The sequence below is a fragment of the Blastococcus sp. Marseille-P5729 genome, assembly GCF_900292035.1.
Classification (GTDB): Bacteria; Actinomycetota; Actinomycetes; order Mycobacteriales; family Antricoccaceae; genus Cumulibacter.
In genome coordinates, this window is the sequence record NZ_OMPO01000001.1 from 1,211,656 (window position 1) to 1,236,439 (window position 24,784).

At 68.6% G+C, this 24,784-nt stretch carries 25 protein-coding genes; 9 read left to right on the forward strand and 16 right to left on the reverse strand.

Annotated elements, in window-relative coordinates; translation table 11 throughout:
• Nucleotides 1-124 precede the first annotated feature (124 nt).
• Together DAA40_RS05990 and DAA40_RS05995 are read right to left on the reverse strand one after the other, a co-directional pair.
• Entirely contained in the window at nucleotides 125-445 is a 321-nt protein-coding gene (locus DAA40_RS05990) for a hypothetical protein (RefSeq protein ID WP_106848730.1), read from the reverse strand.
• Nucleotides 446-488: 43 nt separating this feature from the next.
• Complete coding sequence (locus DAA40_RS05995) at nucleotides 489-1,550, reverse strand: MBL fold metallo-hydrolase (RefSeq protein ID WP_106848731.1); 1,062 nt, start codon at nucleotides 1,548-1,550, stop codon at nucleotides 489-491.
• A gap of 205 nt (nucleotides 1,551-1,755) precedes the next feature.
• Here DAA40_RS05995 and DAA40_RS06000 point away from each other — a divergent pair, with 205 nt between their 5' ends.
• Nucleotides 1,756-2,328, forward strand: a complete 573-nt coding sequence (locus DAA40_RS06000; protein ID WP_106848732.1) for a hypothetical protein — start codon at nucleotides 1,756-1,758, stop codon at nucleotides 2,326-2,328.
• An 8-nt stretch (nucleotides 2,329-2,336) separates the two neighbouring features.
• Here DAA40_RS06000 and DAA40_RS06005 read toward each other — a convergent pair whose 3' ends face one another.
• Complete coding sequence (locus DAA40_RS06005; RefSeq protein WP_106848733.1) at nucleotides 2,337-3,155, reverse strand: hypothetical protein; 819 nt, start codon at nucleotides 3,153-3,155, stop codon at nucleotides 2,337-2,339.
• 200 nt (nucleotides 3,156-3,355) lie between these two features.
• Here DAA40_RS06005 and DAA40_RS06010 point away from each other — a divergent pair, with 200 nt between their 5' ends.
• On the forward strand, nucleotides 3,356-3,574 hold the full coding sequence (locus DAA40_RS06010) for a DUF3073 domain-containing protein (RefSeq protein WP_106848734.1): 219 nt from the start codon (nucleotides 3,356-3,358) through the stop codon (nucleotides 3,572-3,574).
• Nucleotides 3,575-3,664: 90 nt separating this feature from the next.
• On the opposite strand, the gene purM is transcribed toward DAA40_RS06010, so the two are convergent.
• Nucleotides 3,665-4,720, reverse strand: a complete 1,056-nt coding sequence (gene purM / locus DAA40_RS06015; protein WP_106848735.1) for a phosphoribosylformylglycinamidine cyclo-ligase — start codon at nucleotides 4,718-4,720, stop codon at nucleotides 3,665-3,667.
• A gap of 168 nt (nucleotides 4,721-4,888) precedes the next feature.
• Here purM and DAA40_RS06020 point away from each other — a divergent pair, with 168 nt between their 5' ends.
• Entirely contained in the window at nucleotides 4,889-6,088 is a 1,200-nt protein-coding gene (locus tag DAA40_RS06020) for an amino acid aminotransferase (protein WP_106848736.1), read from the forward strand.
• A 54-nt stretch (nucleotides 6,089-6,142) separates the two neighbouring features.
• Nucleotides 6,143-6,490: a hypothetical protein gene (locus tag DAA40_RS06025; protein WP_106848737.1), complete on the forward strand. Its 348-nt coding sequence runs from the start codon at nucleotides 6,143-6,145 to the stop codon at nucleotides 6,488-6,490.
• Nucleotides 6,491-6,533: 43 nt separating this feature from the next.
• Here the strand turns inward: DAA40_RS06025 and purF are convergent, their stop codons facing one another.
• From purF to DAA40_RS06055, 6 genes are all read right to left on the reverse strand, one after another.
• Nucleotides 6,534-8,054: an amidophosphoribosyltransferase gene (gene purF, locus DAA40_RS06030; protein WP_234356251.1), complete on the reverse strand. Its 1,521-nt coding sequence runs from the start codon at nucleotides 8,052-8,054 to the stop codon at nucleotides 6,534-6,536.
• A gap of 109 nt (nucleotides 8,055-8,163) precedes the next feature.
• Complete coding sequence (locus DAA40_RS06035) at nucleotides 8,164-9,246, reverse strand: hypothetical protein (RefSeq protein WP_106848739.1); 1,083 nt, start codon at nucleotides 9,244-9,246, stop codon at nucleotides 8,164-8,166.
• 64 nt (nucleotides 9,247-9,310) lie between these two features.
• Nucleotides 9,311-9,736, reverse strand: coding sequence for a hypothetical protein (locus tag DAA40_RS06040; RefSeq protein WP_106848740.1), 426 nt, complete (start codon nucleotides 9,734-9,736; stop codon nucleotides 9,311-9,313).
• Entirely contained in the window at nucleotides 9,733-10,116 is a 384-nt protein-coding gene (locus tag DAA40_RS06045) for a sterol carrier family protein (protein ID WP_106848741.1), read from the reverse strand. Before DAA40_RS06045 ends, DAA40_RS06040 begins: the two co-directional genes overlap by 4 nt.
• A 7-nt stretch (nucleotides 10,117-10,123) precedes the next feature.
• Complete coding sequence (gene purL, locus DAA40_RS06050; protein WP_106848742.1) at nucleotides 10,124-14,044, reverse strand: phosphoribosylformylglycinamidine synthase; 3,921 nt, start codon at nucleotides 14,042-14,044, stop codon at nucleotides 10,124-10,126.
• Between the two features lie 95 nt (nucleotides 14,045-14,139).
• On the reverse strand, nucleotides 14,140-14,466 hold the full coding sequence (locus tag DAA40_RS06055; RefSeq protein ID WP_158716268.1) for a hypothetical protein: 327 nt from the start codon (nucleotides 14,464-14,466) through the stop codon (nucleotides 14,140-14,142).
• 40 nt (nucleotides 14,467-14,506) lie between these two features.
• Here DAA40_RS06055 and DAA40_RS06060 point away from each other — a divergent pair, with 40 nt between their 5' ends.
• The gene (locus DAA40_RS06060) at nucleotides 14,507-15,301 is read left to right on the forward strand and encodes a hypothetical protein (protein WP_106848744.1); all 795 of its coding nucleotides are present in this window, start codon (nucleotides 14,507-14,509) and stop codon (nucleotides 15,299-15,301) included.
• A 5-nt stretch (nucleotides 15,302-15,306) separates the two neighbouring features.
• Here the strand turns inward: DAA40_RS06060 and DAA40_RS06065 are convergent, their stop codons facing one another.
• From DAA40_RS06065 to DAA40_RS06075, 3 genes are all read right to left on the reverse strand, one after another.
• Complete coding sequence (locus DAA40_RS06065; RefSeq protein WP_158716269.1) at nucleotides 15,307-16,239, reverse strand: nuclear transport factor 2 family protein; 933 nt, start codon at nucleotides 16,237-16,239, stop codon at nucleotides 15,307-15,309.
• A gap of 83 nt (nucleotides 16,240-16,322) precedes the next feature.
• A complete protein-coding gene (locus tag DAA40_RS06070; RefSeq protein WP_106849288.1) occupies nucleotides 16,323-17,498 on the reverse strand; it encodes an LLM class flavin-dependent oxidoreductase in 1,176 nt (391 codons plus the stop codon).
• A gap of 124 nt (nucleotides 17,499-17,622) precedes the next feature.
• Nucleotides 17,623-18,333: a winged helix-turn-helix transcriptional regulator gene (locus DAA40_RS06075; protein WP_234356252.1), complete on the reverse strand. Its 711-nt coding sequence runs from the start codon at nucleotides 18,331-18,333 to the stop codon at nucleotides 17,623-17,625.
• On the opposite strand from DAA40_RS06075, the gene DAA40_RS06080 reads away from it, so the two are divergent.
• The 3 genes from DAA40_RS06080 to DAA40_RS06090 all read left to right on the forward strand — a co-directional run bounded on the left by DAA40_RS06080 (nucleotide 18,332) and on the right by DAA40_RS06090 (nucleotide 20,099).
• The gene (locus DAA40_RS06080) at nucleotides 18,332-18,718 is read left to right on the forward strand and encodes a hypothetical protein (protein ID WP_106848746.1); all 387 of its coding nucleotides are present in this window, start codon (nucleotides 18,332-18,334) and stop codon (nucleotides 18,716-18,718) included. The two genes, DAA40_RS06075 and DAA40_RS06080, sit on opposite strands and share 2 nt — an antisense overlap.
• Nucleotides 18,719-18,786: 68 nt before the next feature.
• Nucleotides 18,787-19,047 (forward strand): TfoX/Sxy family protein, encoded by a 261-nt coding sequence (locus DAA40_RS06085; protein ID WP_106849290.1) that lies wholly within the window; start codon nucleotides 18,787-18,789, stop codon nucleotides 19,045-19,047.
• 62 nt (nucleotides 19,048-19,109) lie between these two features.
• On the forward strand, nucleotides 19,110-20,099 hold the full coding sequence (locus DAA40_RS06090; RefSeq protein ID WP_199849537.1) for an IS481 family transposase: 990 nt from the start codon (nucleotides 19,110-19,112) through the stop codon (nucleotides 20,097-20,099).
• Here the strand turns inward: DAA40_RS06090 and DAA40_RS06095 are convergent.
• From DAA40_RS06095 to purB, 3 genes are all read right to left on the reverse strand, one after another.
• On the reverse strand, nucleotides 20,096-20,977 hold the full coding sequence (locus tag DAA40_RS06095; RefSeq protein ID WP_106848748.1) for a phosphoribosylaminoimidazolesuccinocarboxamide synthase: 882 nt from the start codon (nucleotides 20,975-20,977) through the stop codon (nucleotides 20,096-20,098). The genes DAA40_RS06090 and DAA40_RS06095 overlap by 4 nt on opposite strands.
• 105 nt (nucleotides 20,978-21,082) lie before the next feature.
• Nucleotides 21,083-21,880, reverse strand: coding sequence for an MOSC domain-containing protein (locus DAA40_RS06100; RefSeq protein ID WP_106848749.1), 798 nt, complete (start codon nucleotides 21,878-21,880; stop codon nucleotides 21,083-21,085).
• Entirely contained in the window at nucleotides 21,877-23,265 is a 1,389-nt protein-coding gene (gene purB / locus DAA40_RS06105; protein ID WP_106848750.1) for an adenylosuccinate lyase, read from the reverse strand. The genes DAA40_RS06100 and purB overlap by 4 nt, the downstream gene beginning before the upstream one ends.
• A 169-nt stretch (nucleotides 23,266-23,434) precedes the next feature.
• On the opposite strand from purB, the gene DAA40_RS06110 reads away from it, so the two are divergent.
• A complete protein-coding gene (locus tag DAA40_RS06110; RefSeq protein WP_158716270.1) occupies nucleotides 23,435-24,736 on the forward strand; it encodes an AI-2E family transporter in 1,302 nt (433 codons plus the stop codon).
• Nucleotides 24,737-24,784 lie beyond the last annotated feature (48 nt).

Genomic DNA, 24,784 nt, shown 5'->3' on the forward strand with positions numbered 1-24,784 from the left:
GGGCCCGTTACGAAAGCGCCCGAGCGTGTGGGACGGCGTCGTCCGCTGGACGATCCCGAACGCAACAATCGTCCGCGAACCACCTTCGCACCACGGCCAAGAGTCCGGACTTTTGCACCACGGCCTAGCCGATCGCGGGCGGGGTGTTGCCGTACTTCTGGCGTACCTTGCCCAGGTGGCCGACTGCGATCGTTCCGGCACCAGCAGCAAGGAGCATCGCGAGGATGTCGGAGAACACGCCGCCGCTGGTGAGCAGCAGCGCGACGGCCGCGGCACCTCCGGCCGCGCCGACGGTCTTCCACTGCGACTTGACGTAGTCATTGACCGGCTTGCCCGCGGCGCCTCGAGACTTGGCTGCCTTGTCGAGCAGGAGCAGGTATCCGGCGTTCCCGGCGACGGCCAGGATTCCGGCGACCGCGACGATCACGGCAATCAGGTGGATCATGACTCGTTCAACGAGACTCGGCACCCGGTTGTTCCGGGCGCGGTTACGACCCAGCGAGGTGCCAGCGGTTTGTCTCACCGGGATCGGTGCGCACAGCGCCACGCTGCTGAAGCAGCTCGATGTGCGAGACCGCCTCGCCGAGCGCGGCTCGCCGCTCCGGGAATTGGAAGGTGCTCCACGGCCGGGTCCAGGTCAGCCGCTGGGAGATCTCCCACGTGGTGACGCCCGGCTGGTCACGAACGATCTCCACCAGCTCGGCCAGCCGCTCCTCGTGGTGCTCAGCCAGCTCCTCGGCGCGGGCGCGAATGCCGGCGTACCGGTACTCGTGACCCGGCAGACCCTCCAGGTCGGCGATGGTGTCGGCGACCTTCGCCACCTTGGTGAGCGAGTCGAGGTACTTCGCCAGCGCATCCGGCGGGTTGTTGGAGTGCACGGAGATGTTCGGCGTAATGCGTGGCAGGACGTGGTCACCGGTGAACATCACCTTGCGGCCGGCGTCCACGAAGCACATGTGTCCGGGAGTGTGGCCCGGCGTCCAGACGCCGTCGAGCTCCCAGCCGGGCAGGTCCAGGCGCTGGCCGTCCTCGACGAGGATGTCCGGCGGCGAGTGATCGACGAACTTGCGGAAGTCGCCGACCTCTCGCTGCATGTGCTGGCGCTCGTCGTCCGGGACGCCGTGCTGGACGCCGTGGAAGTCGGCCTCCATCTGCCAGTGGACCTCCTGACCCGGGTCGATCATCAGCGTCTGCGCCTCGGCGACGTGCAGCACGATCCGCGCGCCGGTCTCCTCGCGGAGTCGTTTGGCCAGCCCGAAGTGGTCGGGATGCACGTGCGTGACGAGCACGTCCTTGATGTCCCCGATCGCGTAACCGCCCTGCCGCAGCCCGGCCTCGAGCGCGTCGTAGGACTTCTGGTCGTTCCATCCGGCATCGATGATCGCGATGCCGTCTGTCAGCTCGAGGACGTAGACCAGCACGTACCGCAGCGGCCGGATCGGGATCTCAACCGGAATCGACCACAGGCCCGGCTGGACCTCCTCGACCGGCGGCAGGACCCGATCGACCCACGCCTGCTTCTGCTTGTGTCCGGTGACCTCCGCAGCCATCTGAACTCCTTCGGGTCGGGATTCCAGCCGACGTTACGCCCCACCCGAACCGGGATCATTAGCACCCCTCACTAAATCGGCGACCGGCCGAGCGGCGCGGCGGCACTTGAGTTGTCCACAGGCACGGACGGGCGGTCGACACCGGGCGGCGTGGCTGCGACTCTGAGGCCACTGGCGATCGTCGTCCGAGCAGAGGAGCGCCACCGTGCCCTACGACAACTACGCCTGGCCCCCGCCGCCGTCCGGGCCGTCGGCCCAACCCGGGGACTTCGGCTGGCTCTTCATCGTGGACGTCGGCGTCACCGTGTTCATGGTGCTCGGGCCGTCGCTGGCCGGTTACGCCGGCTGGGGCCTCTACGCGTTCGTGCTGATCGGGCTGATCCTCGGGAGTGTGCTTGTCGATCTGTCGCGCTCGGTGCAACGGGCCGCGAGCGTGGTCGGCGCGCGCACGCTGGTGCTGCACGGCCTGGCGTGGGTGGCGATGGCGGCCATCGGGTACTTCCTGCCCGACTCGGACGACGTCGGCACCGGCTCGCTCTACACCGCCTCGTTCGGCGCGCTGCACGACAGCCCGGACGACGCGCTCCGATTCACCGGCACGGCCGCCGCGTACGCGGTGGGCGCCCTGCTGCTGATGGCGGTGGCGACGACCTGGTCGCTGTCCCGAGACAAGCGGCGGGCCGCTGCAACTGACATCGGCAACCCGCCCGACCCAGGCGATCCGCTCTGCGCGGACGACGTGGCAGCCGGCGAGGACTCGCCCGGTGGTGCGCCGTAACAGGATCGCTAGTTCCAGGACTCCAGGCGGGCGACGTCCTCCCAGGTCGAGATGTACTCCTGATAGGCAGTCAGCGCCTGCTCCAGGTCGCCGTCCTTGAGGTGGGCGATCGAGTCGGAGGCCAGGGCCATCGAGTCGTCGCCATCCTCGCTGAGGCTGACGACGAGCGGTCCGAGCGAGCCGTAGTCGAGCTCGACCATCGAATCCTGATCGAAGGTGCCCAGCCAGCGCACGGCGACGTCGAGATCAGAGATGAACGGAGTGGCGCCGAAGGTGTCGGTGATCAGCGCGTAGGCCTCTTCTCCCCGGCGGACGGCGGTCGCCACCGGCGCTCGGTAGACCAGCGACTCGAGGTCCGCGGTGGGAACGGCGTCCTCACGGCAGAACAGCAGCGACCACCAGAACGGCACGTCCCAGCTCGCGGTGAGCATGTGGTCCTTGGCATCGGACCCGCGGGTGGCGCGCGGCCGCAGCTGGCGTCCGGCTGCCTGGCGCCGTACGGCCCGGCCGAAGGTGAGGTCGCTGAGCGGGAAGGGCAGCGCCCACTCCGAGTCGATGATCGCCTGCAGGGCGCGCGAGTGGGTGTCCAGCGGGCACACCACGAGGTTGCCGGACCACTCGGCGACCAACGCCTCCTCGTCGACCTCGAGCCGCCCGAAGTCCAGACGCGTGCTGATCACGGCCTGCAGCATGGCGCCGCGCTCACGCTCAAGCGATCCGGTGGCCCGCTCGCGGTTGGCATACCGCATCCACCGGGCCCGCTCGGCCGGGTGGAAGGCCCACACGGGCTCGTACACCCGCAGCGAGCTCTTGTACGAAACGAACACGTTCTGACGATAGTGCGCGCAGCGCTCCGGTAGCCGGATTTCGCCCTGAGCGCAACCTGTGGCCGTGACACGCATTCCAAAGGGGTCGCACCAGGTGGGCGAAGCGAGGAAAGACAGGTAGTCTTGTCGGCACGATATGACTAATGGATCCGGGGCAGCAGTTTTCCTGCGCCCCGCACTGCGTATGAGGGGGTCGAGCCATGGGGCGCGGCCGTGCAAAGGCAAAGCAGACCAAGGTCGCTCGCGAGCTGAAGTACTTCTCGCCGGACACTGACCTGAGCGCATTGCAGCGCGAGCTGGGTGGGGCGGCAGCCACCACCAGCGAGGCGGACTACGACGATGATCCGTACGCGGATCTCGCCGACAAGTACGCCGACTACGACGACGAGCCCGGTTCAGGCCGGCGTTCCGTAGGCTGATCTAGTCACTCCCGGCGTACGCCGGTCATCTGAAGACAACGTCGGGCCGGACGGCCCGACGTTCGTACGTCTCTCCACCTGCGCAGGTGGTCAGGCGTGGGTGCCGACGAGCGTGGTCGGATTCCCGTCGCCAGCCGTGACCTCGCCGCAGACCCACGAGTCGATCCCTGCTTCGATGAGGTGCTCGAGTGCGAGGTCGGCGTCCGCCTGCGGCAGGACGGCGATCATCCCGACGCCTACGTTGAAGGCTCGCTCGGCCTCGTCCTGCGCGATGCCGCCGGCGCGCGCGATCAGCTCGATCACCGGCGGCACCGACCACGTGGACCGGTCGACCGTAGCGGCCAGGCCAGGCGGCAGCACCCGCGGCAGGTTGCCCGGAATCCCACCGCCGGTCACGTGGCACATCGCGTGGACGTCGGCCTTGGGCAGCAGGCTGAGCAGCGGCAGGGTGTAGATGCGGGTCGGCTCGAGCAGCACCTCCCCGAGCGGACGATCCAGCTCCTGCGGTGTGGCGTGCAGATCGAGGCCGGCGTCCGCGACGACCTTGCGGACCAGGCTGTACCCGTTGGAGTGGAAGCCCGAGGACGCCATCGCGACCAGCACGTCGCCGGCCCGCACCCGCTCTGGTCCGAGGACGTCGTCCGCCTCGACGATGCCGGTCGCGCAGGCCGCGACGTCGTACTCGTCGGAAGCCATCAGCCCCGGGTGCTCGGCGGTCTCACCACCGACCAGCGCCGTCCCGGCCATCCGGCACCCGTCGGCGATGCCGCCGACGATCGCGGCGATGCGCTCGGGCACCACCTTGCCGCACGCGATGTAGTCCTGCAGATAGAGGGGTTCGGCACCGCACACGACCAGGTCATCGACGACCATCGCGACGAGGTCCTGCCCGATCGTGTCGTGCTTGTCGAGCTGCTGGGCGATGGCGATCTTGGTGCCCACACCGTCGGTCGACGAGGCCAGCAGCGGCTGGCGGTACTTGGCCACGTCGAGCCGGAAGAGCCCCGCGAACCCGCCGAGCCCACCGACGACTTCGGGGCGGGTGGCGGTCGCGACCTTGGACTTCATCAGTTCGACGGCGCGATCACCGGCCTCCAGGTCGACGCCTGCTGCGGCGTACGTCGCTGACTTCGAAGCCTCGGTCATAGGACACCTTTCTCGCACCTGCTCGTCTCTCCAGTCTGCCGCACGGCGTGGGTCACAGCCGGACGCGGTGGCTCCCCGCCCGCTGGGCCCGGATGCGGTGGCTTTCACCCCGCTACGAGCGATCTAGCGTGGTACAACCCACCGCGAGCAACCCACTACGATCGGGGCATGGCTCTCTTCTCCTCCGTCACCGAGGCACCGCGCGACCCGATCCTGGGGCTCACCGAGGCGTTCAACGCCGACGACAACCCGCAGAAGGTCAACCTCGCCGTCGGGGTGTACTACGACGACGACGGCAAGATCCCGCTGCTGGAGTGCGTGCGGGCCGCCGAGCAGCAGCTTGCCGCCAACCCCTCCGCCCGTGGCTACCTACCGATCGACGGCATGAAGGCCTACGACAACGCGGTGAAGTCGTTGGTGTTCGGCGAGGACGTCGATCCCGACCGCATCGCGACGGCGCAGACCCTCGGCGGCACGGGCGCGCTGAGGGTGGGAGCCGACTTCCTGCGGCGCCTCTACCCCGGCGCGAAGGTACTGCTCAGCGATCCGTCCTGGGAGAACCACCGCGGCGTGTTCAGCACCGCCGGCTTCGACGTCGAGACCTACCCCTACTACGACGCGGACGCTCGCGGCGTCCGCGTCGACGACATGCTAAGCACCCTGTCGCAGGCCGCGGCCGGCACGATCGTCGTCCTGCACGCCTGCTGCCACAACCCGACCGGCTACGACCTGACCGATGAGCAGTGGGACCAGGTCGTTGCGGTCGTGCAGGACCGCGGTTTGGTGCCCTTCCTCGACATGGCCTACCAGGGCTTCGGCGACGGCATTGCCGAGGACGGCGCGGTCATCGGCAGGTTCGCCGCGGCCGACATCGACTTCCTCGCGGCCACCTCGTTCTCGAAGAACTTCAGCCTCTACGGCGAGCGGGTCGGCGGTCTGTCGGCATTCTGCTCGGACCCCGAGGAGGCCAAGCGGGTGCTGTCGCAACTGAAGGTGCTGATCCGCACCAACTACTCCAACCCGCCCACGCACGGGGCCGCGGTGGTGTCGACGGTGCTCACGGACGACGCGCTGCGAGCGAAGTGGCAGACCGAGCTCGCGGGCATGCGCGACCGGATCCGGGATGTGCGCTCGTCGCTGGTCGAGGGCCTGCAGGCCGCTGGAGTCACCGACGACGTCGAGTACATCACGACCCAGCGCGGCATGTTCTCCTACTCGGGGTTGAGCAAGGAGCAGATGGAGCGGCTGCGCTCGGAGTTCGGCGTGTACGGCACCGACACGGGCCGCATCTGCGTGGCGGCGATCAATAAGGGCAACATCGACCACGTGGTCAAGGCGATCGCCGCCGTCCTCCAGCGGACCCATTGATGGCCGAGCCGACTGCACACGAGCTCCGATGAGCCGGAATCGCTCTCGCTACTGTTGATTCCTGCAGCGCTGACCAACGCCGGCATCGGGCCCTACCGCGCGCAGGCGTGGCTGGCCGGCGCCGCGGTCTGGGTATTGATCGCGGCTATCCCGGCGTGCGGCGGCGCCGTCCTGGCTATGACGTTCAACGACCTCGGACCGCAGGTGCGCCGCTGGCATGCAGTCGCGATCGTGGCGGGTGCTGTCGCGGTGGCCGGGGTCTGGCTGTTGACCCTGATTTTGGCCGGGCGCTCCGACGGCGAGCTGGACGTCTTCTCCCCCGGGCTGCTGTCGTTGACGTTCGGCGTCGGCCTCGCGATCGCCGTGTTGCTAGCAATCACGACCCACCCGATTGCGGGCTGACGCGCTCCCTGCAGCGAGCGCGTCATTCCAACATCGACGAGGGTCAGGGGCGGCGGACGGCGTCCTCGGCGCCGCCGGATGCCTCCAACGACGGCAGGCCGTCCACGGGATCGGTGTCCACCCGACGCTGGACGCCTTCCAGCACGTGCTTGCCGATCAGGTCGGACGACGGGAGATCGATCGGGTACTCGCCGGTGAAGCACGCGGTGCAGAGCCGGGATGAGGGCTGCTCGGTCGCCCGGACGAGCTGCTCCACCGACACATATCCGAGTGAGTCCGCGCCGATCGTGGTGCGGATGCCGTCGACGTCGAGGCCGTTGGCGATCAGCTCGGCACGGCTGGCGAAGTCGATGCCGTAGAAGCAGGGCCACTTCACCGGCGGCGACGAGATTCGCACGTGCACCTCGACCGCGCCGGCCTCCCGCAGCATCCGCACCAGGGCCCGCTGGGTGTTGCCGCGTACGATCGAGTCGTCGACGACGACCAGCCGCTTGCCGCGGATGACATCACGCAACGGGTTGAGCTTCAGGCGGATGCCGAGCTGCCGGATGGTCTGCGAGGGCTGGATGAAGGTGCGGCCGACGTACGCGTTCTTGACCAGTCCCTGTCCGTAGGGGATGCCGGACTCCTCGGCGTAGCCGATCGCGGCCGGGGTACCCGACTCGGGCGTCGGGATGACCAGGTCGGCATCGACCGGATGCTCACGGGCGAGCCGGCGTCCGATCTCGACGCGGGCGGCGTGCACCCCGCGACCGGCGATCGTGGTGTCGGGCCGGGCGAGGTAGACGTACTCGAAGACGCAGCCCTTGGGCTCGGGGGTGGCCCAGCGTGCGGAGCGCAGCCCGTCATCGTCGATGGCGATCAGCTCGCCGGGCTCGACCTCACGCACGAACGAGGCGCCCACGATGTCGAGGGCGGCGGTCTCCGACGCGACGACCCACCCGCGCTCGAGGCGGCCGAGCACCAGGGGCCGGACGCCGTGCGCATCGCGCGCGGCATAGAGGGTGTGCTCGTCACAGAAGACGAGCGAGAACGCCCCGCGCAAGGTGGGCAGCAGTTCGATCGCGGCGGCCTCGATGCTCAGGTCCGGCCGGCTGGCCAGCAGCGCCGTGACCAGGTCGGAGTCGGTCGACGTGCCCCTCATGCCGGGGACGCCATACTCGGCGGCACGCTGGGCGAGCTCGGTGGTGTTGACCAGATTTCCGTTGTGGCCCAGCGCGATCGACGTGCCGGTCGACGTGGTGCGGAAGGTCGGCTGTGCGTTCTCCCACTTCGACCCGCCGGTCGTCGAGTAACGGCAGTGGCCGACGGCGATGTGGCCGCGCAGGCTGGTGAGGGTCGCCTCGTCGAACACCTGGCTGACCAGGCCGACATCCTTGTAGATCACGATCTGCGAGCCGTCGCTGACCGCGATTCCGGCAGCCTCCTGGCCGCGGTGCTGCAGCGCGTAGAGGCCGTAGTAGGCGAGCTTGGCGACATCCTCCCCAGGCGCCCAGGCGCCGAAGACGCCACATTCCTCGCGGGGTTCGTCGTCGATCTCGCGGGGCGTGAGGGCTGGCTGCACGATGGGACTCCTGGAGGGCAGAGGGCCGCGGCGAGCGGAAGTCTTGCCTGTCGAGTCTACGACCGCGGGACTGCGTCCGGCACCGATAGCGGCTGTGGCCTGCGACCCTTCAGCGAGAATCGAGAAGCGCAGCGACCGCGTCCGGACGGCCCGCGGCGTATGCCGCGACGACGAAGGCGTCGGAGATCTCGCGACGACCGCCTTGGACGGCGCCGCTGGTGAGCTGCATCGTGCCAGTGGCCCGTCGGTAGCGCGGCACCCCCAACGGTGGACGTCCGCGCGGAAAGCTCTGGTGGTCGACCGGCCGAACGCTGATGCTGCGCAGCGTGGGCTCGACGACCTGCCGGATCTGCCCCCACGGCACGTGCGTGGTGGACCAGAACACGTGCGTCGTGACCCCGTCGGGCGCGATGCGGATCCAGGGCACAGAGGCAGTCCGCCACGCGTAGTAGGCGGTCGCCACGCCGACGAGGATGACGACGATCCCGATCACGAGCGTCACCGTACGCAGCACGCCGTCCAAGCCACCCACGTCGGTCAGGATCAGCATTCCCTGCAGGACGGCGAGCAGCGCGATCACGCCGAGGACGACGACGCCGGTGCGCTGCGATCGGGGGTATCCGGGAAACTCGTCCCGCGGGTGGACGATGCGTCTCCGCAGTCGCGGATCCGCAGCCGTAGGACCGCCGCTTACCGCGGAGATCGGCATGCCGAACGCATCTGCGGCGTAGGCCTGCAGCGCGCAGAACAGCTCCGCACGTTGCTCGGCACGGACGACGCCCAGATCGAACCCGCACCCGTGCCGGTTCACGACGGGATACCTGACCATCCGTGGGTCGATGATCGACCTGTCCACCGGAACGATCCGCAGGACCTCGCGCGCCAGGTCGGTCTCAACCCAGATGCACCGGATCTGCTGCCAGGTCAGCAGCTGCCGTGACGAGCCGTCAACGAGGTCGATACCGTCGGCCCGCACGTCGACGCCGCTGTCTCGGAATGCGCCTCGCCCAGCCACCCACGCCAGCCACAGAATCGGCAGCGGTGTCAGCCCGATGAGCAGGTTCGGCGACGTGGCGGACTGCAACGACAGCCAGGTCCACCCCCAGGCCAGGATTGCCGCCCCCGCCAGGAGCAGGAATGCGAGCGCGGCGAGCAGGAGACGACGGCCGGTCGAGGCTGCGCGCACCCGCACGGTCCCTGGCGATCCCGCTGTCACGGTACCGAGCACTGGTACCGCGGTGGCCGACCTGCCGCGGTCAGCTACGCTTCGCGCCGAGCCAGGCAACCAGACACAGCACGCTCGCGCTGCCGAAGAGCACCATGCCGACCAGGCCGATCGGCATGAACCCGAAGCCGCCGTCCTGCTCGGGCCTGGTGGAGTCGCCGATCCCGGTGAAGAAGTAGCCCAGGCTAATCAGGGCAAGGACGCCGGTGACGGCGGAGAGCAGCAGGTAACCCGACCGGCCTCCGCCGCGCCCTCCACCGATCGATCCGCCGTCGTCCGCACCGCCGACGCCCAGCCAGATGCCCACCGCGACGGCCACGGCGCCGAACAGCGCGACCAGCAGGCCGTTGAGTGCCTGGTCTGGATTGCTGGCAGCGCCGAAGATCCCTGACCCCGCGACGAGCGCCCCGAAGAACAGCGCCGTCACGGCGATCAGGATCCGCATGTACCGGTTCACTCGGCCGGCTCCACGAGGGGCAGGACGGAGTTGAGGTCCGCGCGAGTGCCGCTGGTGGAGACGAGGCCGTCGGCGACGGCGTCCGCCCAAGGCATCCGGCCGGTGGCGAGCATCAGCCAGGTACCCGGTGCCATCTCGACGACGTTCGGCGGCGTGCCGCGGCGGTGATCGAGGCCGGCGATGCACTGGACCGCGACGTACGGCGGAATCCGCAGCTCGACCGAGCCGCCGGGATGGGATGCTGCGAGATACCGTGCCGTGGCGCGGACCGCGCTCGCGACCACCGGCCGCGGCGGCTCGCCGCCACCGGCAAGCCACGCCTCGACCGGAGCGAGGAGCTCGCGGACCTCGGCGGCGGACAGCGCCTTACGCTGCGACATCGCGCTGCTACCCGAGGTGGGCTCGCGCGTTGCGGAACATCCGCAGCCACGGGCTCTCGTCGTCCGGATTGCCGCTGGTCCAGGACATCTGGATGTTGCGCTGAACCCGCTCGGGGTGCGGCATCATCGCGGTGAACCGGCCGTCCGGCGTGGTGACCGCAGTGAGTCCGTCGGGTGAGCCGTTGGGGTTGGCCGGGTAGCGCATCGCCACCTCGCCCCCTGGATGCACGTAGCGCAGAGAGCGGACGACGTCCGCCTCGCTGCCCTGGTGCCGGAAGTCGGCGAAGCCCTCGCCGTGTGCGACGGCGATCGGCATCCGGCTGCCGGCCATGCCGGCGAAGAAGACGGACGGCGAGTCGAGCACCTCGACCAGCGACAGGCGCGCCTCGTATTGCTCCGAGAGGTTGCGGGTGAACCGCGGCCATGCCTGCGCCCCGGGGATCAGCTCGGCGAGCGCGGCAAACATCTGGCAGCCGTTGCAGATGCCCAGACCGAACGTGTCCGGGCGGTGGAAGAACTCGCTGAAGGCGTCGGTGAGTCGCGGGTTGAACAGTACCGAGCGCGCCCAGCCCTCCCCCGCGCCGAGGGTGTCGCCGTACGAGAAGCCGCCGCAGGCGACGAGGCCGGCGGCGTCCGCGAGGTCGAATCGGCCGGACTGCAGGTCGGTCATGTGGACGTCGATCGCGTCGAAGCCGGCGGTGTGGAAGCCGAACGCGGTCTCGACGTGGGAGTTCACGCCCTGCTCGCGCAGGATCGCGACCTTGGGGCGGGCGCCGAGGTTCAGATACGGCGCGGCGATGTCATCGGTGGGATCGAAGGCGGTGACGACCTCGAGCAGCGGGTCGGCGACCCCCCGTTCGGAGTCCGCGCAGTCAGGGTTGTCCCGCAGCCGACTGATCCGCCAGGACACCTCGTCCCAAGCGCGGTACAGTTCCTCGAACGGCTCGTCGATCCCTTCAGCGCCGGCGATCCGGACTCGGATCCGCTCGCGATCGCTGGGCGTGGCGACCGTCGAGGTGAGGTCGCCGAGGCCATGCTTCTGCAGCACTGCGGTCACGGCGGCGGCATCCTCCTGGCGGATCTCGACGACCGCGCCGAGCTCCTCGGAGAGCAGCGTCGGCACCGACGGAACGGCGACGTCGAGGCCGCAGCCCGAGGCGAAGGCCATCTCGCAGAGCGTCGCCCAGAGTCCGCCGTCCGACCGGTCGTGGTACGCGGTGATCAGTCCGGCTGCGCGCAGCTCGTTGACCGCCGTGACCAGACTGACAAGCCGCTGCGGATCGTCGAGATCGGGGACCTCGCGGCCGAAGCCGCCGTTCACCTGCGCGGCGATCGATCCAGCCATGCGGTTCTTGCCCGCGCCGAGGTCGATGAGCAGCAGCTCGGAGCGTCGGCCGCATCCTGCACTCGTCAGAAGCGGGGTGAGGGTGCCGCGGACGTCGTCCAGGGCGGAGAAGGCGGTCACGACGAGAGAGACCGGCGAGGTGACCTGCTTGGCGGTATCGCCGTCCTGCCAGCGGGTGCGCATCGAGAGCGAGTCCTTGCCGACCGGCACCCCGATGCCGAGCGCCGGGCACAGCTCCATCGCGACGGCGTGCACGGTGTCGTGCAGGGCGGCGTCCTCGCCGTCCTCGCCGCAAGCCGCCATCCAGTTGCACGAGAGCTTCGTGCCGCGCAGCTCGAACGGGGCCGCGAGCAGGTTGGTGATCGCCTCGCCAACTGCCATCCGGCCGGACGCCGGGGCATCGACCGCGGCCAGCGGCGTACGCTCTCCGCTCGACATTGCCTCGCCCGTGAAGCCGGTGTAGTCGGCGAGGGTCACGGCGACGTCGGCGACCGGGACCTGCCGCGGACCCACCATCTGGTCACGGTGGGTCAACCCGCCGACCGACCGGTCGGCGATGGTCACGAGGAACCGCTTGCTCGCGACCGTGGGGTGCCGCAGGACGGCGTACGCCGTATCACGCAACAAATCCCCGCCGAGGCCGCTCAGATCGAGATCGTCACCAGAGCGCTCGATGCGGCGTACGTCGCGGGTCATCCGCGGCGGCTTGCCGAGCAGCACCTCCATCGGCATGTCGATCGCCCGGTCTGCCTCAGGGGTGCTCAGCGGATCTTCGAGCGCTTCATCGGCAAGTACGAGCTGGCCGTCCGACGAGGCGCGGCCGACGACGTCCACCGGGCAGCGTTCACGCGCGGCGAGGGTCTGCAGCAGGCCGAGCGACTCGGGCGCGATCGCGAGGACATAACGCTCCTGCGACTCGTTGCACCAGATCTCCTTCGGCGCGAGACCGGACTCCTCGAGGGGCACGGCGCCCAGGTCGAAGCGGGCACCGAGTCCGGCGCCGTCCACCAGCTCCGGGAAGGCGTTGGACAGGCCTCCCGCGCCGACGTCGTGGATCGCCAGAATCGGATTTCGCTCGCCCAGGGCCCAGCAGTGGTTGATGACCTCCTGCGCGCGCCGCTCCATCTCGGGATTCCCGCGCTGCACCGAGTCGAAGTCGAGCTCGGCGGCGTTAACGCCTGCGGCCATGGAGGACGCCGCGCCACCGCCCATGCCGATCCGCATTCCCGGCCCGCCGATCTGCACCAGCAGCGTGCCTTCGGGAAACTGGATCTTCTCGGTCTGCTCGGCGCTGATCGTGCCGAGCCCCCCGGCGCTCATGATCGGCTTGTGGTAGCCGCGGCGGACGCCGTCGACAGTCTGCTCGTACACACGGAAGAAGCCGCCGAGCCCGGGGCGGCCGAACTCGTTGTTGAAGGCCGCTGCGCCGATTGGTCCGTCGGTCATGATCTCCAGCGGGCTGGCGATGTGCTCCGGTGCGCCGTACGGCTCGCGCTCCCACGGTTCCTCGGTGCCGGGCAGGTGCAGGTTCGAGACGATGAACCCGGTGAGCCCGGCCTTCGGCTGCGACCCACGTCCGGTCGCGCCCTCGTCGCGGATCTCGCCGCCGGCGCCGGTCGCGGCGCCCGGGAAGGGCGAGATGGCGGTCGGGTGGTTGTGCGTCTCCACCTTCATCAGCACGTGCACGTCGCCGTCACGCGGCGCATACCGGCTCGGCTCCTGCGGGGTCTCCGGTAGCAGGCGAGTACGGCGTCCGCCTTCCATGACCGAGGCGTTGTCCTTGTACGCGACGATCGTCGACTCGGGATGCTGCTGCTCGGTGTGCCGGATCATGCCGAACAGCGACCTCGGCTGCGGCTGACCGTCGATGATGAAGTCGGCGTTGAAGATCTTGTGGCGGCAGTGCTCGGAGTTGGCCTGGGCGAACATCATCAGCTCGACGTCGGTCGGGTTGCGCCGCAGTCCTGTGAACGCCTCGTCGAGGTACTCGATCTCGTCATCCGACAGCGCAAGCCCGTAGGCCTGATTGGCCTCGTCGAGCGCGGCGCGCCCGCGGCCGAGGACGTCGACGTGCTCCATCGGCTCGGGATCGCGATCGGCGAACAGCCGCTGGGCCTGCTCGAGCGTGCCCAGCACGGTCTCGGTCATCCGATCGTGCAGCAGACCGGCGCATGCGGCCTGGGCGGCGTCGTCCAGGCCGCCCTCGTGGACGACGACGTACTGCGTGACCCGCTCGATCCGGTGCACGTCGATGCCGCAACTGTGCGCGATGTCGGTCGCCTTCGACGCCCACGGCGAGATCGTCCCGAGTCGCGGTGCGACGACGTACGCCGTGCACTGCTGATCGGCGCCGGTAGCCGGCGGCTCGTAGGGCTCTCCGTATGTCAGCAGACAGGTGACGCGCTCGAGCGCGTCCGCGTCCATGGGTTCGTCGGTGGCGACCAGGTGCACGTGGCGCGCGGCGACGGCGGTGACCTGCGGTGCCACGGTACGCAGCCGCGCCAGGAGGCCGGCCAGGCGGAAGTCGGACAGTGCGCGGCCCGCCTCGATCGTGACCAGCGCATAGTGGTGCGAGGGGTTCATGAGAGGCGGCTCCGCAGCATCGAAGGGGACCCCTCCAGGGTATCGAGCGGCGCGCGACACACCGGTGCCGGCAGCGGCGCCCAACAGCCGTACGCCTAGGTTTCGGCGCGGCGCATGCCGTCGCCGCTGGGCGGGTCCTGCAGCTTGCGCTGATCGTGCTCGGCGCGGGCCGCCTGGGTACGGGCCTGCTCCTCGTCGCGGTTCTCCTGCAGCGCCTTGTCGTGCTCGGTGCGCCCCTCGGCGTCGTCCTGCTCCTGCAGAGCCTCACCATGCTCGGCGTGAGCCTCGCCCTCGAACTGCATGGCGACGTCGCCGCGCGCCTCACCGACGAACTTCTCTACCCTGCCTGCGACCTCTTCGAGCTTGTGCTTTGCTTCATCGAAGAAACCCACGACGCCACCTCTTCCTGACAACCTGTTCATTGATCATCCTGCCACCTGCGGGTCACGAAGGGACCGCTGAATGCCGAGCCGCTTTGCGCCGGGGCGCCACCGCGGTCTGTCCGACCAACTCGGCGACCTGCAGCTGCTCGGTTTCGCCCTGCTCGGCGGGGCGATCGCCGCGGCCGGATTCGGGTTCCTGATCTATCTGCGCGCGGTGCCCGAGGGAAGCCGTCCGCTCGCGGGAACGGTGTGGCTGCTCGTGGCGGTGGCGCTCACGGCGCTGGGTGCGGCCTTCTGGGTCTTCGCGAACTCGCGCCCGACGCGGAGGCACTCTCTCCTCGCCGTGGCGGCCGGGCTGATCCTCACCATCCTGATTTCGGCCGTCTCGAGCACCGGCCACTGGCGCTCGATCGCGGGGCATCCCGACAACGCGCCGTCCACCTTCTACGCCGAGGACAACGTCGACCAGCTGCTACAGCGTCTGGTGGAGCACGCCGGCGGACGGCCGATCCTCGGCATCTACCTGTCGAACCATTACGAGTCGTCGATCATCGTGCCGCTCGCCGGCGGTCCCTCCGGCAGCACCGGCGGCGAGATCATCTCGGTGAAGCCGGACGGCGGGACTCAGGTGGTGCAGACCAAGCTCTCCCCCGGAATCGCTGCCGGCGAAGGCCTGGATCCGGCCGACCTCGACCCGGCCGTCATCGAGCAGATCGCGACGGAATCGGCGAAGACCGCGGGACTGGATGATCGGGACGAGGTCCGCGTTCAGGCGCAGCGACGCGACGGGGCGACGGCGTACGAGGTGATGACCCGCAAGCGCGGCGTCGATCAACCCTGGCTGCGCTTCGACCTCGACGGGCACCGCATCTAAGGTCGCTACGACAGGGGCTCGCTCAGCGGTGTCCGGGCGGCGTCGTGCAGCCGGCTGGACTCATGACCTGCGGTGCTGAATCCGGCCGCCGGGTAGTCGAACCCGTCGAGCTCAGAGCTCTCCCGCGCCTGCTTGTGATAGGAGCGGATCTCGGCGATCCGGTCACCGTCGAAGACGTACCACTCGGTGCCGCGAGTGACGATCCGCCGCCTGTCTGTCTCCGGCTCCCAGTACATGGACCACTCGATGACCGCTTCGTCGCCGCGCTCGATCAGGCTCTCTACGACCCACCGCGCGCGCAGCATCCGCGCGACCTTGCGCCAGTACCGGGCGAGATGCTCGGCTCCCCCGACGGCTGAAGAGCCCACGTTGGGCTGCAGGAAGTAGTGAACGACGTCGTCGGCGAACATGCTCTGCAGGGCGCCCGCGTCTGCCCGGGTACACGCGTCGTAGTACGCCACGATCAGCGGCAGGCGTGACGGCCGGGGAGGATCCCCCGGAACCGCGAGCTGAGCTGCCGGCACCGCGCCGCCATAACCCCGGCGGTCGTAGTCGAAGCCGTCGAGGTCGGATGCCGTCGCGGTCACCTGGTGATAGGAACGCGCCTCGCTGAGCCGGCCGTCATCGATGAGGAACCACTCGGATGCGCGCATCGACGTCGCGATTGCGGTATCGCGCGGCGTCCAGGTCATCGTGTACTCGATCGCAGCACGATCATCCTGCTCGATGTAGCGGTCGATCGTCCATTGGGATCCGATCAGCCGGACCGACTTGGCGGTGGTGGCGGCGAGTGCTCGCGCACCCTCCCGCGGATGTGAGCCCTGGTTGGGGGCGAGGAAGTAGTGGATGAAGCCGTCGGTGAGACAGCCGGCGATCGCCTCGACGTCGGCGGCATAACAGGCGGCGTAGTAGCGGCGTACCAGGTCGAGATTGTTCATCGTCTCCACTCACGTCCATCACAGTGGCGTAGCGCTGCGGTCATGACCCGGATGAGCCAGGTCATGACCGCAGCGGGCAGGCGTCAGCGCTTCTGCTTCTCCGCGAGCTCGGCCTCGTACTTCTTGGTCATGTGCTCGACGGCGTCCACCTGCTGCTGAGCGAGCTTCTCTCGCGCGGCGCGCGCCTTGCCTTCGGCCTTCATCAACGGCTCGACCTGCCCCTGGAAGTGCGGCATGACCTCCTGGGCCATCAGCTCGTACGAGCGGCGGGTGGCCTCCGGGTTCGCCCAGTCTGTATGCATGTTCAGGATCGAGCCGAAGCCGCCGTTGCTCTGCTCTATCAGCCGCTGGATCTGCTCACGCGCCTGATCGGGTGTGCCGATGACGCCGATGCCGGCCTGCTTGATGAAGTCGATCATCTCCTTGAGGTTGCTGCCGTCGACGGCCATCTGCGGGAAGGCGGCGACCTGCTGGAAGTACTCGAACCAGTGCTCGATGCCGTGCTCGACGTCCTTGCGGGCTTGCTCCTCGGTCTCCGCGAGGTGGAAGGGACCGACCAATCGCCACGAGCTTCGGCTGACGGTCTGGCCGAACTCCTCCGCGCGCTCCTCGACGACGTTCCAGTGGTGGGCGAGCGCGTCGAAGCCGTCCTTGGTGAGGGTCGCGCCGATCGACATCAGGCCGATGCCGTACTTGCCGGCCAGCCGCGCTCCGGTCGGCGACGCGACGCCGGCGACCGTCATCTCGAAGCCGCCCGGGGTGAACGGCGCGAACTGCAGCTCGGCATCGATCAGCTTGTGCGTCCGGGTCTCGGCGTTAACGGTCTCACCGCGCACGAGTCGCGTGATGATGTCGACGTTCTGCTCGAGCAGCTCACGCGTGTCGGTGGGGTTCAGTCCGATCATTGCGGAGTCCGAAGGCAGCGAGCCGGGACCCATGCCCAGAATCACCCGCCCGCGCGTCTGGTGGTCGAGCTGGATCATCCGGTCGGCCACCCACAGTGGGTTGTGATAGCTGATCGACGTGACACCGGTGCCCAGCATGATCCGCTTGGTGCGCTCGGCGGCTGCGGCGATGAAGATCTCCGGTGAGGCGATCCACTCACCGCCGGACGAGTGGTGCTCGCCGATGAACACTTCGTCGAAGCCGTACTCGTCCATGTATTCGATCGTCCGCAGGTCACGCTGCAGCGCGGCGGTCGGGTTGGTTCCTGCCTTGTGGTACGGCGCCACGAAAGCGCCGAACTTCAGTCTCTGCACCTGGTCCTCCGATGTGTCGCAAAGCAGCCGCACATGTGAGCGGCCTCACTTGCCTGTCTAGCGGGCGACTGGCGAGTAGGCAAACGGCGTCCGGCTAGCGGAACTGACCGGGGACGTTGATTGATCAGCGCGTGGGTGGCAGGACTCGGTCAAGTGCACTGGCGTCTCCCTCGACGCGAACACCATTTGCGACGGCAAGAGCTAAGGGCATGGCTCCCTGCAGCAGCGCGACCAGGACAGGTCCTGGACCCGTGACGCTGGCGCAGGGGCTCGCGTCGAGCTTGCAGGGCTGGACTGCCACGACTCCCCTCGCTGCGGTGAGGTCGAAGCCGTCATCGAGGGTGCCGAAGCGGATGACGACGGCCGGCTCGGTCGGCCGGTGGTCCTGGAGCAGGAAGCGCGCTGGCTGGCTGAGCCAGTGCATCTGGAAGATCGCGTCGCGCGGCGCGTCTGGAACCGTGGGCGCGCCCCACTTCAAGAGCTCACGCAACACTCCGTCCAGGGCCATGCCACGGTCGGTGAGCCGGTATGTCGGGACGCCCGTCACCCCTGGGAATGAATCGCGGGTGACGACCCCGTTCGCCTCGAGGTCGCGCAAGCGCTGGGTGAGCAGGTTTGTCGCGATGCCGGGCAGGCCGCGTTGCACTTCCCCGAACCGCGACGGCCCCTGGATCAGGAGTTCGCGCACGATCAGAAGAGTCCAGCGGTCGCCGACCACATCTAGGGCGCGGGCGATCGAGCACAACTGTCCGTAGGACTTCACCCAACACTCCTTGACTTTCTCAAGTGCTTGCTTGAAAGTTTCAAGCATCATTCTCACACCAAGGAGAGCCATGCCCGCCACCCTGTCCTCCACTGCCCCGCAGGTCCTCAAGGACTACTACCGGATCCTCGAGTCCGGCTCCGACAAGTACGAGGACGGGGCCGCCCTGCGGCCCCTGCTCGGCGACCATCTCGACTTCACCGGGCCCCTCGCCGGCTACCGCCCCGATGCCACTGAGGGCTTCCTGCGAGGCGTCTCAGGCTTCATCGCGACGGTCAAGCAGATCGAGATCATCCACGACATGCACGGCGCCACCGGCTCGGCCGTGCTGTACACGGCGACCATGCCCGGCGGCCCCATGACCTTTGCCGAGTTCTTCACCCTCGACGGCAACCTCATCACGTCCCTGAACCTGCACTACAACGGCCCCGAGTACATCGAGAAGGGCGGCCGATGACGGCCCAGCAGAGCCTCCTTGAACGCGTTCGCCACGCACTGCGGGACCGTAGCCCCCGCGAGGTACCGATGTTCGGGGGCGTGTCCTTCATGGTGGAGGGCCGCATGGTCGTCGCCGCGCGCCGCGAAGGGGCGCTCCTGCTGCGCATCGACCCCAGCACGGCGGCAGAACTGCTCGCCCGCCCGGGCGCCCGCCCCGCGCTCATGGGGGCAGGCCGACCCATGGGTGACGGCTGGATCAGCGTCGAGCCGGCCGCGCTCGAAGGGGCCGGACTCGACAGCTGGCTCGCGCCCGCGCTGTCCTTCCACGCAGCGCAGGGCACCAAGTAGAACGTCGCCCACGGTGGCCGGTCGCTGACGCAGCCGGCCACCGACCCATGTCAGGAGGAGTTTTGAGCCACCCCAACGCCGCACTGACCTCGCGCTATCGCCTGAAAGTCGCTCGCCTCGTCGTCGAGGACGGGTGGCCTATCAGCGAGATCGCCGCCCGGTTCCAGGTCTCCTGGCCCACGGTGAAGCGGTGGGTCGACCGCTACCTCGCCGGCGAGCCGATGCAGGATCGTTCGTCGCGCCCGAGGACCTCGCCCAACAAGACGTCGAAGTCGGTGACAAAGCGCTGCGTCAGCCTGCGAATGCGGTTGCGGGAAGGGCCAGTTCAGCTCGCCGCCCGGCTCGGCATCGCCCCGTCGACAGTCCACCGCATCCTCACGACGGCCCGCCTCAACCAGCTGTCGTACGTCGACCGGGCCACCGGTGAGCCGATCCGCCGGTACGAGCACCCCCACCCCGGGTCCTTGGTGCACGTGGACGTGAAGAAGCTCGGGAACATCCCCGACGGCGGCGGGTGGCGCTATGTCGGCCGGCCGCAGGGAGAACGGAACCGCGCGGCGACCCCTGGGAAACCGAAGAGCAAGTGGCACAACCCGAAGCTCGGGTACGCGTTCGTGCACACCGTCATCGACGACTACTCCCGCGTCGCATACACCGAGGTCCACGACGACGAAACCGCCGCCACAGCAGTTGCCGTCCTGCACCGCGCCGTGGAGTGGTACGCGGACCGCGGCGTCACCATCGAACGTGTCCTGTCGGACAACGGCGGCGCGTACCGGTCGCACCTGTGGCGCGACGCCTGCGAAGCCCTGTCGATCACTCCGAAGCGGACACGTCCGTACCGGCCGCAGACCAACGGGAAGGTGGAGCGCTTCCATCGCACCATGGCCGACGGGTGGGCCTACGCCCGCTGCTACACCAGCGAGCAAGAACGACGCGACGCCCTGGGTGCTTGGCTGCATCAGTACAACCACCACAGGCCCCACACCGCGTGCGGCAACCAGCCGCCGCCCTTCTCACGATTGATCAACGTGTCCGGTCAGTACAGCTAGCGGAACCGGGCGAGCCAGTCGTCGAAGCGCAGACCGGTGATGCGCTCGTACGCCTCGACGTACTTCGCTCGGGTAGCGGCGACGACGTCGTCCGGCAGTGCCGGCGGCTCGGACTCCTGATCCCATCCGGACGGGCCGGTGAGCCAGTCCCGTACGAACTGCTTGTCGTACGACGCCTGCGCCCGGCCCGGCTGCCACTGGTCGGCGGGCCAAAAGCGTGATGAGTCGGGGGTCAGGACCTCGTCGGCCAGCACCAGCGCACCGTCGGGTGTTCGCCCGAACTCGAACTTGGTGTCCGCGACGATGATGCCGTTGCGTCGCGCGATATCGCGCCCTCGGGAGTAGACGGCAAGCGTCAGTTCACGCAGCCTCGAGGCCAGCTGCTCACCGTGTGACGCCGCGACCTGCTCGTACGACACGTTCTCGTCGTGGTCGCCGAGCTCGGCCTTCGTCGCGGGGGTGAAGATCGGATGCGGCAGCTCGCTGCCGTCTACCAGCCCATCGGGGAGCGGCACGCCGCATACCGCGCGTCCTTGCGCGTACTCCTTTAGACCTGACCCGGTCAGGTAGCCACGCGCGACGCACTCCACCGGCACCATCGACAGCCGGCGTACCAGCATCGAGCGCCCTCGGGCAGAGGTCGGTATCCGGTCGTCGTCCACCGACACCAGGTGGTTGGGGACCACGTCAGCAAGCTGCTCGAACCACCACGTCGACAGCGCGGTGAGGATCGCGCCCTTGTCCGGGATCGGCGTGGACAGGACATAGTCGTACGCCGAGATGCGGTCGCTGGTGACGAACAGCAGGTGCTCGTCGTCCACCTCGTAGATGTCGCGCACCTTGCCCGAGGCCACGTGCTTCAGGTCGATCTCGCTCATGCGTCTCCTCACATCTCGCGGTGGGTTTCACCACGCTATCGGGCCTTTAGCTGGGTGAAACCCACCGCATCCGGCGGTAGCGAGAAAGAACCCACCGCATGCCGGTCACACCTGCTGGACCCGCTCCAGGTACGGACGATCATGCATCGTCACGGTGACCTCGTCACCGACCCGGATCGTGCCGATGGTCCGCGGGACGGCGTTCATCGCGAACATGATCTCCTGCCCGCCCCCGACCTGGGGGAGCACCCGGCGCTGCCCGAGGGTGCGCAGCGGCTCGCGGCCGGTCTTCTCGGCGGTGTCCTGATCGATCGTGGTCATCACGCATCGCCCGCACGGCGTGACGAGATCGATGACCACATCATTGATCGCAATCGATGCGATGTCGTCCTCGATGAACGGGCGGTCAAGCCCATCGAGAACAATCGATGGCCGAAATCGCTCCATCGGAATCGGCTCGTCGAGCCAGCTGTTGACCTCCTCCAGTGAGCGCGTCGAGGCCACGAGCAGCGGGTAACCGTCGGCGTACATCGTCTCGCCACCACCCAACACCGTCGGACGACGGTGCCGGTCGGGGAATCGGACCACCCGCAGTTCGGTGCCCGCATGGCGGCTCACGAGATCGGCGACCGCGTCGCCCTGGTCCTCTCCGAGTCCGTCCCATTTCCAGACCCGCACCGGACGGATCTGCCCGGTGCGCTCACAGGCGGCGATCACGTCGGCCGAGTCGAGCAGGCCGAGGGCATGCAGCTCGCGCATCGTGACCAGGTCGCCGTCCGGGTCTACGACCATGTACTCGCGGTCACCCGCGAGACCGGTCGAGCGGACCTCCGCCTCGCTCACCTCGATCCGGCGTCCGGACTTCAGTGGATAGCGGAACAGCCGGGCGACGCGGACGCTCACGATCGCTCCGGCAGGCGGTCGACCAGCGCCGCCGCCAGACCGGTGTAGGTCGCGGGCGTGAGCGCCTTGAGCCGAGCCTTCGCGTCGTGTCCGATGTCGAGGTCGTCGACGAAGGCCGCGAGCTCCTCGGCACCCACCCGGTGGCCGCGGGTGAGCTCCTTGAGCTTGGCGTAGGGATCGTCGATCGACGAGCGACCGGCCAGCACCTCGGCACGGATTACGGTCTGGATCGCCTCCGCCAGCACTTCCCAGTTCTCCTCAAGCATGCGATCGAGGACGGCGTCCGATGCCGCGATTTCGTCCAGCCCGCGCCGCAGGTTGTCGAGCGCCAGCATGGAGTGCCCGAGCGCCACGCCGATGTTGCGCTGGGTGGAGGAGTCGGTGAGATCTCGCTGCAGCCGGCTGGTCACCAGAGTGGCAGACAGCGTCTCGAGCAGCGCGGAGGCGATCTCGAGATTGGCCTCGGCGTTCTCGAAGCGGATCGGGTTGACCTTGTGCGGCATCGTCGACGAGCCGGTCGCACCAGCGACCGGGATCTGGGTGAAGACGCCGAGCATGATGTAGGTCCACACGTCGGTGGCGAGGTTGTGCAGGATCCGGCCGGCGTGCGAGATCGCGCTCATCAGCTCGGCCTGCCAGTCGTGCGACTCGATCTGGGTCGTCAGCGGGTTCCAGGTGAGACCGAGGGAAGCGACAAAGCCCTCGGCGACGGACGGCCAGTCGGCGTCCGGCTCGGCGACGACGTGCGCGGAGAAGGTGCCTGTGGCACCGGCGAACTTGCCCAGGATCTCGCAGCTCTCGATCCGCCTCGCCTGACGCTCGAGCCGCCAAGCCACCACGGCGAGCTCCTTGCCCAGGGTGGACGGCGTGGCCGGCTGGCCGTGGGTGAGCGAGAGCATCGGGCGCTCGCGATGCTCTTCGGCCAGTGACCGCAGCTTGTCGATGACGCCCCGGAACGCGGGCAGCCACACCTCGTGGACGGCGGCCCGGATGGTCAGCGCATAGGAGAGGTTGTTGATGTCCTCGCTGGTGCAGGCGATATGCACCGCCTCCGAGAGGCGGTCCAGGCCCTGCTCGGCGAGCCGGTCCCGGACGAGATACTCCACCGCCTTGACGTCATGGCGGGTCACTGCCTCCTTCTCGGCCAGCCAGTCGATCTCGGGCTGTCCGAAGTCCCGCGCCCAGGCGCGCAGCGCCTCGGCATCCGCCTGCTCAACCGCCCCGGCGCCGAAGAGCCCATGCTGCGCGCACCACAGCAGCCAATCGACCTCGACGCGCACCCGTGCCCGGTTCAGCCCGGATTCCGAGAGATGCTCGGACAGGTTGCCGACCTGCCTCTGGTAGCGGCCGTCGAGCGGAGAGAGGGGCTGCGGAGGCAGTGGCATGGGGCTCCTCAAGCGGGGCGACACGGACATCGCCAGGTGGGCATCTCCGGCCATTCTGGCAAATCGGCGCTGCCGGCCGCCCGGCGGCGTGGCAGGTCGCCACATCGCGCCGCTCGCGGCTCTACACTCGGCGGGGTACTCGAACCTTGTCTCGATTGGGGGGCCGTCCGTGGCCGCTAGCGCTGCTGAGAACGACGACGATCAGCCCGGCCGACATCGCGCCGCGCGACACTCTCCAGACGACCTGGACCGCAACCCGGAACAGGCCCAGCACCCTGAGGTCTCGAGCGATTTCACCGAGGTAGACCAGACACGCAATGCCTACGAGGCAGCGCCTTTCACACCGCGACTTCCGTGGCCACGGCGCCAGAGCGACCTGGTCACCCCGAGCCTCACCGTCTTCGCCTCGTGGGCATGGCGCTTCCTGCTCGTCATCGCGGCCATCTGGGTATTCGCGAAGATCATCGGCTTCCTCGCCACCGTCACCATCCCGATCGCGATCGCGCTGCTGCTGTCCGCCTTGCTCAGCCCGGCGAAGCGCTGGATGGTCCGCCGGCGCGTGCCCCCCGGTGTGGCCGCACCTCTCGTCTTCGTCGGTGGGCTGGTCGTGGTGCTGGGGCTGATCAGCCTGATCGTGCAACAGTTCGTGCAGGGCGCGCCGGACCTCGCCCGACAGGCGCAGGGTGGCCTCGACGAGATCCTGGACTGGCTCGAGAACGGCCCGTTCCACATCAGCGACCAGCAGCTTTCCGGCTGGGTCGAGACCGCCCAGAACTGGATCGGCGACAACAGCGACAAGATCACCACGGGGGCGCTCAGCACGGCGACATCCGCAGGGCACGTGATCGCCGGCTTCCTGCTGACCCTGTTCATCCTGTTCTTCTTCCTCAAGGACGGCGCTGCAATCTGGCAGTGGGTCCTGCGGTTCGTGCCGCAGCAGTCCCGCGGCTCCATCAACGGTGCCGCTCACCGCTCGTTCGATTCGCTCGCCGGTTACGTGAAGGCGACAGCGATGGTCGCGCTGGTCGACGCCATCGGCATCGGGATCGGCCTGGTCATCCTCGGCGTCCCGCTGGCCATCCCCCTGGCTGCGCTCGTCTTCCTGACTGCGTTCATCCCCCTCGTCGGCGCGACGCTTTCCGGCGCTGTCGCCGTTTTGGTCGCGCTTGTCACGGTCGGGCCGGTGAAGGCGCTCATCGCCCTCGGCATCGTCATCGCCGTCCAGCAGCTGGAGTCGCATCTGCTGCAGCCGATCCTGATGGGGCACGCGGTGAGTATCCACCCACTGGGCGTCATTCTGGCCATCGCGGTCGGCACCATCACCGCCGGTATCGTCGGCGCGTTGCTCGCCGTCCCGCTGGCCGCATCGCTCAACGCCGCCTTCAGCTATCTCTACGAGCAACCGCCAGACCCCGAGGACGAGCTCGACGCGGTGGAAGCCGCCGATCCAAAAACCCCAACCGCCGACTGATCTGTAGTAGAAACGGAACTGACCGAGTTCGCAGCAGCGCGGACCGCA

Excerpts from the sequence above, each read along its gene's own strand:
- DAA40_RS06045 (WP_106848741.1), bottom strand. The coding sequence starts at position 10,116 with ATGTCGCAGCGTAAGGCGCTGTCCGCCGCCGAGGTCCGCGAGCTCCTC.
- DAA40_RS05995 (WP_106848731.1), bottom strand. The coding sequence starts at position 1,550 with ATGGCTGCGGAGGTCACCGGACACAAGCAGAAGCAGGCGTGGGTCGAT.
- DAA40_RS06010 (WP_106848734.1), top strand. The coding sequence starts at position 3,356 with ATGGGGCGCGGCCGTGCAAAGGCAAAGCAGACCAAGGTCGCTCGCGAG.
- DAA40_RS06065 (WP_158716269.1), bottom strand. The coding sequence starts at position 16,239 with ATGAACAATCTCGACCTGGTACGCCGCTACTACGCCGCCTGTTATGCC.
- purL (WP_106848742.1), bottom strand. The coding sequence starts at position 14,044 with ATGAACCCCTCGCACCACTATGCGCTGGTCACGATCGAGGCGGGCCGC.
- DAA40_RS06055 (WP_158716268.1), bottom strand. The coding sequence starts at position 14,466 with ATGAACAGGTTGTCAGGAAGAGGTGGCGTCGTGGGTTTCTTCGATGAA.
- DAA40_RS06020 (WP_106848736.1), top strand. The coding sequence starts at position 4,889 with ATGGCTCTCTTCTCCTCCGTCACCGAGGCACCGCGCGACCCGATCCTG.
- DAA40_RS06085 (WP_106849290.1), top strand. The coding sequence starts at position 18,787 with ATGTTCGGGGGCGTGTCCTTCATGGTGGAGGGCCGCATGGTCGTCGCC.
- DAA40_RS06080 (WP_106848746.1), top strand. The coding sequence starts at position 18,332 with ATGCCCGCCACCCTGTCCTCCACTGCCCCGCAGGTCCTCAAGGACTAC.
- DAA40_RS06075 (WP_234356252.1), bottom strand. The coding sequence starts at position 18,333 with ATGGCTCTCCTTGGTGTGAGAATGATGCTTGAAACTTTCAAGCAAGCA.
- purB (WP_106848750.1), bottom strand. The coding sequence starts at position 23,265 with ATGCCACTGCCTCCGCAGCCCCTCTCTCCGCTCGACGGCCGCTACCAG.
- purM (WP_106848735.1), bottom strand. The coding sequence starts at position 4,720 with ATGACCGAGGCTTCGAAGTCAGCGACGTACGCCGCAGCAGGCGTCGAC.
- DAA40_RS05990 (WP_106848730.1), bottom strand. The coding sequence starts at position 445 with ATGATCCACCTGATTGCCGTGATCGTCGCGGTCGCCGGAATCCTGGCC.
- DAA40_RS06095 (WP_106848748.1), bottom strand. The coding sequence starts at position 20,977 with ATGAGCGAGATCGACCTGAAGCACGTGGCCTCGGGCAAGGTGCGCGAC.
- DAA40_RS06060 (WP_106848744.1), top strand. The coding sequence starts at position 14,507 with ATGCCGAGCCGCTTTGCGCCGGGGCGCCACCGCGGTCTGTCCGACCAA.